11 protein-coding genes are annotated in these 11695 nt (G+C 44.2%); 7 read left to right on the forward strand and 4 right to left on the reverse strand.

Going from position 1 to position 11695, the window contains the following annotated elements; genetic code table 11:
- Positions 1–103 precede the first annotated feature (103 nt).
- From CHA01nite_RS13575 to CHA01nite_RS13590, 4 genes are all read right to left on the reverse strand, one after another.
- A complete protein-coding gene (locus tag CHA01nite_RS13575) occupies positions 104–1273 on the reverse strand; it encodes an aspartate aminotransferase family protein (RefSeq protein WP_146942251.1) in 1170 nt (389 codons plus the stop codon).
- 72 nt (positions 1274–1345) lie between these two features.
- A complete protein-coding gene (gene argC / locus CHA01nite_RS13580) occupies positions 1346–2308 on the reverse strand; it encodes an N-acetyl-gamma-glutamyl-phosphate reductase (protein WP_146942253.1) in 963 nt (320 codons plus the stop codon).
- 67 nt (positions 2309–2375) lie between these two features.
- The gene (locus CHA01nite_RS13585; protein ID WP_146942255.1) at positions 2376–3572 is read right to left on the reverse strand and encodes an argininosuccinate synthase; all 1197 of its coding nucleotides are present in this window, start codon (positions 3570–3572) and stop codon (positions 2376–2378) included.
- Positions 3544–4143 (reverse strand): GNAT family N-acetyltransferase, encoded by a 600-nt coding sequence (locus tag CHA01nite_RS13590; protein ID WP_146942257.1) that lies wholly within the window; start codon positions 4141–4143, stop codon positions 3544–3546. Before CHA01nite_RS13590 ends, CHA01nite_RS13585 begins: the two co-directional genes overlap by 29 nt.
- A gap of 161 nt (positions 4144–4304) precedes the next feature.
- Between CHA01nite_RS13590 and CHA01nite_RS13595 the strand changes: the two genes are divergently transcribed.
- The 7 genes from CHA01nite_RS13595 to CHA01nite_RS13625 all read left to right on the forward strand — a co-directional run bounded on the left by CHA01nite_RS13595 (position 4305) and on the right by CHA01nite_RS13625 (position 11657).
- On the forward strand, positions 4305–4721 hold the full coding sequence (locus tag CHA01nite_RS13595) for an IS1/IS1595 family N-terminal zinc-binding domain-containing protein (RefSeq protein WP_146942259.1): 417 nt from the start codon (positions 4305–4307) through the stop codon (positions 4719–4721).
- A 199-nt stretch (positions 4722–4920) separates the two neighbouring features.
- Positions 4921–6300 carry a porin gene (locus CHA01nite_RS13600; protein ID WP_146942261.1) on the forward strand — a complete coding sequence of 460 codons (1380 nt, stop codon included), beginning with the start codon at positions 4921–4923 and terminating at the stop codon, positions 6298–6300.
- 78 nt (positions 6301–6378) lie between these two features.
- Positions 6379–7959, forward strand: coding sequence for an MFS transporter (locus CHA01nite_RS13605; protein ID WP_146942263.1), 1581 nt, complete (start codon positions 6379–6381; stop codon positions 7957–7959).
- Positions 7960–8002: 43 nt separating this feature from the next.
- The gene (locus CHA01nite_RS13610; RefSeq protein ID WP_146942265.1) at positions 8003–8230 is read left to right on the forward strand and encodes a DUF6814 family protein; all 228 of its coding nucleotides are present in this window, start codon (positions 8003–8005) and stop codon (positions 8228–8230) included.
- A gap of 154 nt (positions 8231–8384) precedes the next feature.
- Positions 8385–8579, forward strand: a complete 195-nt coding sequence (locus CHA01nite_RS13615) for a hypothetical protein (RefSeq protein WP_146942267.1) — start codon at positions 8385–8387, stop codon at positions 8577–8579.
- A complete protein-coding gene (locus tag CHA01nite_RS13620) occupies positions 8572–11250 on the forward strand; it encodes an ATP-binding protein (RefSeq protein WP_146942269.1) in 2679 nt (892 codons plus the stop codon). The genes CHA01nite_RS13615 and CHA01nite_RS13620 overlap by 8 nt, the downstream gene beginning before the upstream one ends.
- Before the next feature lie 41 nt (positions 11251–11291).
- Entirely contained in the window at positions 11292–11657 is a 366-nt protein-coding gene (locus tag CHA01nite_RS13625; protein WP_146942271.1) for a response regulator transcription factor, read from the forward strand.
- Positions 11658–11695: the final 38 nt, after the last annotated feature.

Below are 11695 nucleotides of genomic sequence, written 5' to 3' on the forward strand. Positions count from 1 at the left end.
TCTGTGATCTAAAAATACCCGCAATACTGTAAACTAAAATCTTATGTGACTTATGTGTCAAAAAGCTTTTGTAACTTTTGTGGTTAAATTCTTCCACATCATATTAAAGTATGACTGTTTCCTGCTCTTTCACACTTACATTTTCCAGCACCGTTTTCAAAGCTTTAATAAAAAGGTCGGTTTCTTCCTTTTTGATATTCAGTGCGGGAAGAATCCTCAGTACGGTTTTATCATTGGAGTTGCCGGTAAAAATATGGTGATCATACAGGAGGCTGCTCCTTATTTCCGTACAATCACGGTCGAGCTCGATTCCGATCATTAAACCCTTCCTGCGGATGTTTCTGATATGCGGGAAATTCTTAATTTCATTTTCAAGGTACGCTCCGGTCTCCTTGGCATTTTCCATCAGGTTTTCCTCTTTCATAACATCCAGCACGGCGATGGCAGCCGCACACGCAAGATGATTTCCGCCAAAAGTAGTTCCTAAAAGACCATTGCTTGCCTTAAATTTCGGATGGATCAGAACGCCGCCGATCGGGAAACCGTTTCCCATTCCTTTCGCGGTTGTGATCAGATCGGCTTCAACTCCAAATTCCTGATGCGCGAAAAAGTAGCCGCTTCTTCCATACCCCGACTGTACTTCATCCAGGATCAGAACCGAATCATACTTTTCGCACAATTCCTTGATTTTACTTAAGAATTCTACTGTCGGAATCATAATGCCGCCGACCCCCTGAATGCCTTCGATGATCACCGATGAAATCGCATGGCCTTCTTCTTCGAAAATTTCTTCAAGCTGTGCGATGTTGTTCCATTCCGATCTGATAAATCTTTCGTCGTAATTTACCGGAGCGACGATCTTGGGATTATCCGTTACCGAAACGGCGGCTGAGGTCCTCCCGTGGAAAGAGCCTGAAAAATACAGGACTTTATGTTTACCGTTATGAAAAGAAGCCAGCTTTAAGGCGTTTTCATTGGCCTCTGCTCCTGAATTGCAGAGGAACAGATGGTAATCTTCCAGCCCCGAAAGTTTTCCCAACTTATCCGCCAATTCAGTCTGCAGCGCATTCTGAACCGAGTTGGAATAGAAGGATATTTTCTCCAACTGGTCTTTTAACCTGTCCTGATAATGCGGATGGTTGTGCCCGATGGAGATCACGGCATGGCCTCCGTAGAAATCGAGATATTGCTCTCCTTTGTCGTCCCAGAGAAATGATCCCTGAGCTTTGACCGGCTTAATATTAAATAATGGATATACGTTGAATAAATTCATGTCTTAATTATAGATGATGATTGATGATTGATATAATCTGAAAGATTGACCATTGGCTTATTGACCCTTCACCTAAAAAGCTGCCGGTTTCAGGTTCAGTCCCAGATTTTCTTCCCAGCCCATGGCGATGTTCATATTCTGTACGGCCTGTCCGGAAGCTCCTTTCAGCAGATTGTCAATCGCTGAGTGAACGACCATCACATTCCCCTGTTTTTCAATCTGAATCACACAGCGATTGGTATTGACAACCTGTTTTAAATCAATGGCTTTCTTACTTACCGTGACAAACGGTGCTTCTGCATAAAAATCATTAAACCACTGTTCAATATCTGAAAACTCCGCTTCTGTTTTTATCGTGGAGCTCGTAAAAATTCCCCTTGCAAAATCCCCCCGCCACGGCACGAAATTCAGGCTGATTTCATTTGAGCCGGAGGCAGCCAGCTGCTGCAGAATCTCATCCACATGCTGGTGCGTCAGGGTTTTATAGGCCGAAATATTATCGTTCCTCCAGGTAAAATGCGTGGTCGCCTGCAAAGACTGCCCTGCACCCGTAGACCCTGTAATTCCGGTGGTATATACTTCATTCAGCAGACCTTTATCCGCCAATGGGAGCAATGCCAGCTGGATGGCCGTCGCAAAGCATCCCGGATTGGCAATACTTTTAGCTCCAGAAATTTGTTCTTTATTGATTTCAGGCAAGCCGTAGATAAAATTCCGGTCTCCGAAGTTTCCATCCAGCCGGAAATCGTTTCCTAAATCGATAACCAGGGTTTCATCTTTTACCGGATTCTGAGCGAGCCAGTTCCGGCTCTCCTGATGAGGAAGGCACAGAAATAGAACATCTGTTTCTTCCGGCCGGTCCGTCAGTTCCATTTCACAAACGGCTGCCAGATCCGGATACCCATCCGAAATTTTTGTTCCCGGATGGGAACGGCTGTACAGAAATCCTAAAGATACCTCAGGATGAAAGGCCAGAAGACGGACCAGTTCGCTGCCGGTATAACCGTTCGCTCCTATAATTCCTACCGTCTTCATATAACTAAATTGATATTTTTGAAAAATTTAAACATACTTAAAGTACAAAGCTTAAAGCCAGCAGCCATTAGCTATTCGCCTTATTGATCTGATGGTAAATATTTAATGAATTGCTTACAATTTTTGTATATCCCTTCACATCATCGCCGGTCCAGGCCCTGTTGGCCTCCCCGTAGCTTCCGAATTTATCGGACATTAAATCGTGTACGGATTCGATGCCATTTAAAACAAACCGGTACGGATGGAGGGTGATAAATACTTTACCGCTCACCGTTTTCTGGGAATCAGCCAGAAACGATTCGATGTTTCGCATCACAGGATCCAGGAAAAGCGCTTCGTGAAGCCAGTTCCCATACCAGTCGGACAATTGGGACTTCATCATCTGCTGGTATTTGGAGAGCGTATGCTTTTCCAGTAAATGATGTGCTTTAATAATCACAGAGGCCGCCGCCGCTTCAAAGCCTACTCTGCCTTTGATTCCAACAATCGTATCTCCTACGTGAATATCCCTTCCGATGCCGTATGCCGAAGCCAGTTGCTCTATTTTCTGGATGGCGTATACCGGATGTTCAACATCTTCCCCGTTCACGGCGGTAACTTCCCCGTTTTTGAATTCAATTTCCAGTTCCGATGGTCGGGTTTCTTTAATCTGCGACGGAAAAGCTTCTTCCGGCAGGCTGTTCCGGGAAGTCAGTGTTTCTTTTCCACCTACCGAAGTTCCCCAAAGTCCTTTATTCACAGAATACTGCGCTTTATGGAATTCCATCTCACAGCCGTGGCTCTTCAGGAATTCAATCTCTTCCTCGCGGGAAAGAGACAGGTCACGGATCGGCGTAATAATTTCCACCTCCGGACACATCACCTGGAAAATCAGGTCAAAACGCACCTGATCGTTTCCGGCGCCGGTACTTCCGTGAGCTATCGCATCGGCACCGGTTTCTATGGCATATTTAGCAATTTCCTGCGCCTGGATGGTACGTTCCGCACTTACCGACAGCGGATAGGTATTGTTTTTCAGCACGTTTCCGAAAACCAGAAATTTTACACAAGAATTATAATAGTCTTCCTGAGCGGCAACGCACCTGTATTCTTTCACCCCGAGATTCAGGGCCCTCCTCTCCAGCTCTTTTTCTTCTTCCCTGGAAAAACCTCCGGTGTTTACAGTCACTGCATATACCTCATACCCCAGGGTCTCGCTGAGATATTTGGCACAGTAAGAGGTATCCAGACCTCCGCTAAACGCTAAAACTACTTTCTTGCTCATTATTGTATCGATTATCCGGCTGACTATTTTCAGCACTGTTCTTTTTTTTATTTTCAGGAACGAAAAGCATGGCTGTACAAAGACAGTTTTTCCTTTCCTTTTTCATCAGGATATCGTAATTCACGCAACTTTTACAGCCGTTCCAGAATTCTTCATCCTGGGTGAGTTCGGAATAAATCACCGGCTTGTAACCGAGATCACTGTTGATCTTCATAACCGCCTGCCCGGTCGTTAATCCGAAAATCTTGGCTTCGGGATACTTATTCCGCGATAAAGCGAATACTTTATCCTTGATCAGGGTAGCCACGCCCAGATGCCTGAACTCCGGAGAGACAATCAGTCCGGAATTGGCCACAAACTGACCGTGGGACCAGGTTTCTATATAACAGAAACCTACCCATTTCCCGTTATCCGTCGCTACTACCGCGTTTCCTTCAGCAATTTTTTTACTGAGGTACTCGATGGAACGCTTGGCGATTCCCGTTCCTCTGCGCTGGGCAGAATCATACATTTCCTGCTGTATTTCATTCACATACATCAGATGAATGGATGAGGAAACTTCTATATCCATGTATTTATCTGAATTTTTCAGCAAATTTAAAATATTATTACTTTAAAAAACAAATTTTAAAGATATTTTTTAGGTTAAAATATTATTAAAAAGTTAATTTATCTTTATGTTAAATTAATATATTGCTAAATTATTATATATTTGCTAAAAAGATATAGGTAATGGATAATCAGTGTCCTAAGTGCAACAGCATCAAAGTAGTAAAGAGCGGGATCATCAATGAAAAACAACGTTTTCTCTGCAAAGACTGCGGATATTATTTTACCGTGAAAAAACTGGGAAAACAGATTGACGACTATTATGTAACCAAAGCACTGCAGCTGTACCTCGAAGGTCTGAGCTTCCGTGAAATCGAAAGAATCATCGGGGTTTCCCATGTTACCATCAGTTCATGGATCAAGAAATACAACATTACCAGGCCCCCTCATTCGGAGTTCCATCCCGTCTATAAAATCCTGAAGCAGAATGAACTGATCGAATATATGTCCAAAGAGGAAAACATTAAAAATTCAGGACTGATCATTACTCAATTTGCAGATAAATACATGCTGATCAAATGGGAAAGATTTAAAAAATAAACAATGAGTCGTGAGTTATAAGTTGATAGTTATGAGTTATGAAATAGAAATAGAAATTCATATTATAATTTTAACCTTAGAACTGATCATTTATAACTCAAAACTATACCTTTAGCATTAGTATATATTAAATTTTCATAACTAAATTATTAATTACAATTTGGCTTTTGCAAAAAATAACGCCAAAAATTGATAATTTATGAAGAAAATACTCACTTTTATCGGATTAGCTTTAATCAGCAATTCTCTATATTCCCAGGGATCACCGGATTATGGGAGCGGACTGAAACTCAACCTGAATCAACAGGGTGACAAATATGTGAGGTTTATTTTATGGGATCAGTTCTGGCTGAGAAATACCGAAATGAATCCCGGAAGCATGGTGGGCGGAGAACCTACCGACAATTCCTGGAGCCTGGGAAACCGCAGGCTGCGCACCCTGGCGTATGCCCAGATCTCCAAAAGATACATGATCCTCCTCCACTTCGGGATCAACAACCAGACCTTCATCAACGGCGGTGCACCGGGAACCAGCGGTACCGGAGGCAACGGCAACGGGAAAAAGACCCAGCTGTTTTTCCATGATGCGTGGAACGAATACGCTGTATTCCTGCCCGGAGAAGCCGGAAAATTCAGTTTATCCTTAGGAGCCGGACTGCATTATTATATGGGACTTTCCCGGATGACCATGGCTTCCACGCTGAATTTCCTTACGGTAGACTCCCCTGTCTTTACCTGGCCGCTGATCGACAATTCCGACCAGTTTGCCCGCCAGCTGGGAATGTTCGCCAAAGGAAAATACGGAAAACTGGAATACCGCTTCAGCCTGAACAAACCTTTTGCCACCGATCTTACTCCGCCCAACGTTACCGATCCTTCAAAGGCGGTAGCCGTAGACAACAACGGAAACCCGAATTTCTCAAAAGCAGGCTACGTGGAATACCAGTTTCTGGATGAGGAATCCAATACACTGCCTTTTAAGGTAGGTTCTTATTTAGGGACAAAAAAAGTCTTTAACCTAGGTGCCGGATTTTACCATCAAAAAGACGGAACGCGGACTTCCGTGAATTCGAATATCGAAAAACACGACATTACCCTTTTTGCAGTAGATGCTTTTGCCGACATTCCTTTGGGCAGTGCCAAAAATAAAATGGCCGTTTCTGCCTATGCCGGTTATTACAATTACCAGTTCGGCCCGAATTACCTGAGAAACCTGGGAACCATGAACATCGCCGCTTCCGATCCGAACTTTATCGGTCAGAAAGCCATTGCCGGACCCGGAAACCTGCAACCTGTGATCGGGACCGGAAATATGATCTATGCACAGGCCGGGCTGTTGCTGCCCAGCCAGGCGGAAAAACCCAAGATCAGGATTCAGCCTTTTGCAGCCTACACGCACAAAAGTTTTGAGGCCTTGGACAAATCATCCTCACAATTCGACTTTGGGGCCAACTGGTTCCTGGACGGCCAACACGCCAAAATCACCACCCAGTATTCCACCAGGCCGGTGTATACCAGCCCAACGGAAAGTCCTTCTTCAAAAGGGGAATTCATCGTTCAGTTCCAGATTTATCTGTAGAATTGTCCGGCATCAGCCATCCAAAATAAATTTCAGAAAACCCAATAGCAAATTTTAACAAACACTAAAACCAGCCATATGAGCGAAAATCATCACGATGCTTATCAAAACATGACCGAGAAGCAGAAAAACCGCACGATCTGGAGCGTTATCACCGCGTCTTCACTCGGCACCCTGATCGAATGGTACGACTTCTACATTTTCGGAAGCCTTGCCGTCATTTTGTCGACAAAATTTTTCCCGGCAGACAATCCTACTGCTGCATTCTTATCCACGCTGGCCACCTTTGCCGCAGGATTTGTGGTGAGACCATTCGGAGCGTTGTTCTTCGGAAGACTGGGAGACCTCATCGGCAGGAAATATACCTTCCTGGTGACTTTACTGATTATGGGATTCTCCACTTTCCTCATCGGATGTATCCCAAGCTACGAAACCATCGGGTTTATGGCGCCGGTCCTGGTTTTAATTTTAAGATTATTACAGGGGCTGGCATTGGGCGGAGAATACGGAGGTGCTGCCACCTATGTGGCAGAATATGCCCAGCCTCACCGCCGGGGATACTGGACTTCCTGGATCCAGACTACCGCAACCGCCGGACTCTTCATTTCACTGATCATCATCTTAATTACCAAAAGCACCCTGTCGGCGGAAGAATTCGACCAGTGGGGCTGGAGGGTTCCGTTCTGGATCTCGATCCTGATGGTGGGCGTTTCGTACATCATCAGAAAAAACATGAAAGAATCCCCGCTTTTTGCCAAGGCTAAAAGCGAAGGAAAAACTTCTAAAAATCCGCTGAAGGAAAGCTTCGGAAACAGATTCAATTTCAAATTCGTATTGCTGGCCCTGTTCGGTGCAGCCATGGGACAGGGGGTTATCTGGTATACCGGACAGTTCTATGCCATGAGCTTCCTGCAGAAAGTTATGAACATCGAATCGGCACAGGTCGATAAGCTGATGGCCATCGCGCTCCTGATGGGAACCCCGTTCTTTGTCTTCTTCGGATGGCTTTCCGATAAGGTGGGAAGAAAAGCCGTTATGATGACGGGCATGCTGGTGGCGATCCTGGCTTACCGCCCGATTTATGATAAAATGTTTAAAAGCGCCGATCTGAAATTCAAGACGGTAGCAGAAAGCGGCCTGGTTGAAAAAAGAACGGCAAAAGTACATGATAAAATCGTCACCGACAGCTTAATTACCTTCCACAAAGAACTGACCTATACCGACGGAACGCTGATGAAGAAAGACAGCATCGTGCACTGGTCGCCGGCAGGACCTGTGATGAAAGACGGGAAAGCGGAAGAACCTAAAGTCACCCAATCCGTTAAGATCAATACCGACACGAATATGCTCCTGATCTTTTTAGTATTCATCCAGGTGATTTTCGTAACAATGGTATACGGCCCTATAGCGGCATTCTTAGTGGAAATGTTCCCTGTGAGAATCCGTTATACCTCAATGTCACTGCCTTACCATATCGGAAACGGGGTTTTCGGGGGACTGCTTCCGGCTGTAGCTACCTATCTTGTAACGACGGGCAAAGAAGCGGGCCATGCCTCCTGGTATCTGGAAGGGCTCTGGTATCCGATAGGTGTGGCTTCCGTGTGTTTGCTGATCGGATTATTCTATCTTAAAAACAAGAACAACAATATTCACGATTAAGTGCTGAAGCATTCAAATTTTTATTAATTTTAAATCTACTAAAATGAACGGACTAAAAAAAATATTAGGTATACTCTGGATCGCCATTGCCCTGGTCGTGGGATACTTCGGGATCACGGTATTAGGGATTCCCAAAATAAGCTCGGGAAAACAGGAAGACCTGGTCTTCGGGATCATCATCCTATTTGTACTGATGCCGATTATCTCAGGCGGACTGGCCATTTTCGGCTATTATGCCCTTACCGGAGAATATGCTGACGGGAAAAACTGATGATTCATCATGAATGATAATTGATCAACGATGGACAAATTTCAGTCAACAGATCAATTATCATTCATTATTTATCATAAAAAGAATTATAAAATATAAATGACGGATTACATTTTTCATCAAATGGCCGATCCTCATGTATCAATCATCCATCATGAAAAAGAGACACGAACAAAAACTGATCATCCTGAGCATCGGGCTTTTAATAGCCTTCAGCATTCCCATATCGCTGCTGTTCAACAGTTCCCGGGAAGTCTGCGGTTATCCGATGATTCTGGTTTACATTTTGGCAGTCTGGATGATTTCCATCATTATTTCTTTTGTCATCGTAAAAAAGTATAATGAATAGTTTGGCTTTGTTTACCGTAGTTTTGTTCTACCTGGCCCTTTTGTTCCTGGTCGCTTACCTGGCGGAAAGGAAGAAGAGCAAGCTGTGGATCAACAATCCTTACATCTATGCACTTTCCCTGGCGGTTTACTGTACGGCCTGGACGTATTACGGAAGCATTGGTGTGGCAGCGACAAGCGGACTCAATTACCTCCCGATTTATGTCGGCCCTATTATGATCATTCCTGCATGGATTTACATCAACACCCGGATTGTCCGGATTTCCAGAATCAACAAAATCAGCAGCCTGGCCGATTTCATTTCGTTGCGGTATGGCAACAGCAGAAGCCTCAGTGCCATCATCACTATTGTCTGCCTTCTGGCCATTGTCCCTTATATCGGACTCCAGATCAAAGCGATCTCCGAAACATTCCATCTCATTACCGAAACTGAAATTTCAAAAAATATTTTAACGGACAGCGCTACATTCGTTGTCCTTTTAATCGCCCTGTTTTCGTCCTACTACGGCACCCGGTATGTGGATGCTTCAGAAAAAAGACTGGGCATTGTTTCTGCCATTGCTTTTGAGAGCTTACTGAAACTGTTTTTTATAATCGTTCTGGGTGTTTTCGTTATTTATTTTGTGTTTGACGGATTTTCGGACATTTATGAAAAAGCCGGCCGGTTTGCCGATTTTAAGCAAAAAAACACCTTTACCGGGATTGAAGGTGCCCTGAACTGGATGGTTCTTTGTATGATTTCGGGAACAGCCCTCTGTATACTGCCGCGGCAGTTCCATACCGCCATCATCGAAAACCGGCAGGAAAAGCACATCAGGACAGCCATCTGGTTTTTTCCGCTTTATCTCCTGATTTTTACCATATTCATTTTCCCGATTGCCTGGGCAGGAAGGCTGATCTTCGACGGACAGAACGTTAATCCGGAGTTCTACTCCATTTTGATTCCACAGCATTTCAACAATACCTGGATTACGGTCTGTGTCTTTCTGGGCGGGCTGAGCTCTTCCATCTCAATGATCATTATCTCAGCCATTACTTTATCCATCATGCTTTCCAATAATTTAATCATTCCCTACGGACTGCTTGGGAAATTCAAGGCAGAAAATGAAGTAAAAAATACCCGCAACATCACGAACATCCGGAAGTTCAGCATTTTCGCGCTGATCATCATGGCGTTTGCCTTTTATAAATATTTCATTTTAAAAACTTCGCTGGATTCGGTGGGACTGATTTCCTTTGTGATTATTGCCCAACTGGCGCCTGCCTTTTTCGGGGCGATCTTCTGGCGGAGAGGAAGCTACAAAGGGGCCGTTACCGGATTATTGGCAGGATTGGTCATCTGCTATTTCGGGTTAATTATTCCCCAATATTATTTTTCTTTTAATCAGGAACTGAAAGGAGCTTTGAGAGACCTGTATGAGGGATTCAGCTTTTTTACCATTCCTTTTCTGGGAAGGATCCCGGAGATCTTCTTCTGGTCGCTTCTGGTAAATACCGGATTGTTCAGCATTATTTCCGTAAGCACAAAAGGCGATTACCGGGAAAGAAATTTCGCCGAGCTGTACGTGGATATCGACAAATACATCCAGAATCATGAAAATGCCTTTATCTGGCGCGGGACGGCTTATGTCTCAGACATCAAAAATATTCTGGAACGGTTTCTGGGAAAAAAGAAGACCGGACAGGCATTGCGGATTTTCAATTTAAAATACAATATCGATTCGCAGGCCGAAACGGCTGACTCAAGGTTCATCAAATTCTCAGAGAACCTGCTGGCCGGGAGGATAGGTACCGCTTCGGCAAAAATTTTAATTGAAGGCGTCACCAAGGAAGACAAAATTTCGCTGAAGGAAGTCCTGAATATTTTAGAAGAATCAAAAGAGACAATCACCCTCAACAAAAAACTGACGGAACAGTCGGAAGAGCTTAAAAAATTATCGGACGACCTGAGAAATGCCAACAAAAACTTAATTATCAAAGACCGGCAGAAAGACGACTTTCTGGATTCCGTCGCCCATGAGCTGAGGACGCCGATCACTGCCATCCGGTCCGCCGGAGAAATCCTGGCCGACGATGATGACATCCCGCTCGATATTAAACGGGAGTTCCTGAACAACATCATTACCGAATCCGACCGGCTGAGCGAAATCATCAATGACATCCTGTACCTTGATAAACTGGAACATGGTGAAATTATATTGCATGTAAAGGAAAACAACATCCTGGAAACCTATAAAAAAGCACTGAATCCGCTCCTCCATTTGATTCAGCAGAAAAACATCCATATCAGTGAAGTGAATCTTCTCAATGAGGCAATATTTGACTATGATGAAGCCCGGATGATCCAGCTGTTTCAGAATATTTTAGGGAATGCGCTGAAATTTACGGATGAGCAGGGAACGATACAGACTAAATTTGCTGAAAAAGAAAACCGGCTGGTGATTACCCTGTTCAATACCGGAAAACATATTCCTGAAGAGGATCTGGAGATGATTTTCGATAAATTTTACCAGTCCAAAAGCCAGAATATTCTCAAACCTGCCTGCAGCGGGCTGGGACTGGCGATCTGCAAAAAAATCATAAAGGCCCAGGGCGGTACCATCACAGCAGAAAACAGCGGGCTGGGCGTGACCTTTACGGTGATTTTGCCGACGGACAGAAATCGTGAATAAGACTGAACCCCCGGGTTCCCATTAAATAAAGAAAAAGAAAAATGAAAAGGATCATTATTGCAGATGACGAACACAAGATACTGATGTCGTTGGAATACAGCTTCAGGAAAAACGGCTACGAAGTATTTATTGCCAGAGACGGAACGGAAGTCCTGGAATTTTTAAAAACCATGGTTCCCGATGCCATCCTGCTGGATATTATGATGCCGAACCTGGATGGGTACAGCACCCTGGAGATCATCAGACAGGATGAAAAACTGAAAGAAACCAAAGTGATTTTGCTGAGCGCGAAAAATAATCCGAAGGATATTGAAAAAGGGCTTGAAATGGGTGCGGACGCCTACGTTACAAAACCCTATTCGATCAGGAAACTTATGCAGCAGATGGAGGAGATGCTGGGAGAATGACTGATGATTGATTGCTGCTGAGCCGATCAAGATTAACC

The organism is Chryseobacterium hagamense (assembly GCF_007991455.1).
In the GTDB taxonomy this organism is placed as follows: Bacteria; Bacteroidota; Bacteroidia; order Flavobacteriales; family Weeksellaceae; genus Chryseobacterium; species Chryseobacterium hagamense.

What these genes read in the sequence shown, in the direction of transcription:
- CHA01nite_RS13610 (WP_146942265.1), top strand. Translation starts at nt 8,003, where the DNA reads ATGAACGGACTAAAAAAAATATTAGGTATACTCTGGATCGCCATTGCC.
- CHA01nite_RS13590 (WP_146942257.1), bottom strand. Translation starts at nt 4,143, where the DNA reads ATGGATATAGAAGTTTCCTCATCCATTCATCTGATGTATGTGAATGAA.
- argC (WP_146942253.1), bottom strand. Translation starts at nt 2,308, where the DNA reads ATGAAGACGGTAGGAATTATAGGAGCGAACGGTTATACCGGCAGCGAA.
- CHA01nite_RS13605 (WP_146942263.1), top strand. Translation starts at nt 6,379, where the DNA reads ATGAGCGAAAATCATCACGATGCTTATCAAAACATGACCGAGAAGCAG.
- CHA01nite_RS13620 (WP_146942269.1), top strand. Translation starts at nt 8,572, where the DNA reads ATGAATAGTTTGGCTTTGTTTACCGTAGTTTTGTTCTACCTGGCCCTT.
- CHA01nite_RS13600 (WP_146942261.1), top strand. Translation starts at nt 4,921, where the DNA reads ATGAAGAAAATACTCACTTTTATCGGATTAGCTTTAATCAGCAATTCT.
- CHA01nite_RS13575 (WP_146942251.1), bottom strand. Translation starts at nt 1,273, where the DNA reads ATGAATTTATTCAACGTATATCCATTATTTAATATTAAGCCGGTCAAA.
- CHA01nite_RS13585 (WP_146942255.1), bottom strand. Translation starts at nt 3,572, where the DNA reads ATGAGCAAGAAAGTAGTTTTAGCGTTTAGCGGAGGTCTGGATACCTCT.
- CHA01nite_RS13625 (WP_146942271.1), top strand. Translation starts at nt 11,292, where the DNA reads ATGAAAAGGATCATTATTGCAGATGACGAACACAAGATACTGATGTCG.
- CHA01nite_RS13615 (WP_146942267.1), top strand. Translation starts at nt 8,385, where the DNA reads ATGAAAAAGAGACACGAACAAAAACTGATCATCCTGAGCATCGGGCTT.
- CHA01nite_RS13595 (WP_146942259.1), top strand. Translation starts at nt 4,305, where the DNA reads ATGGATAATCAGTGTCCTAAGTGCAACAGCATCAAAGTAGTAAAGAGC.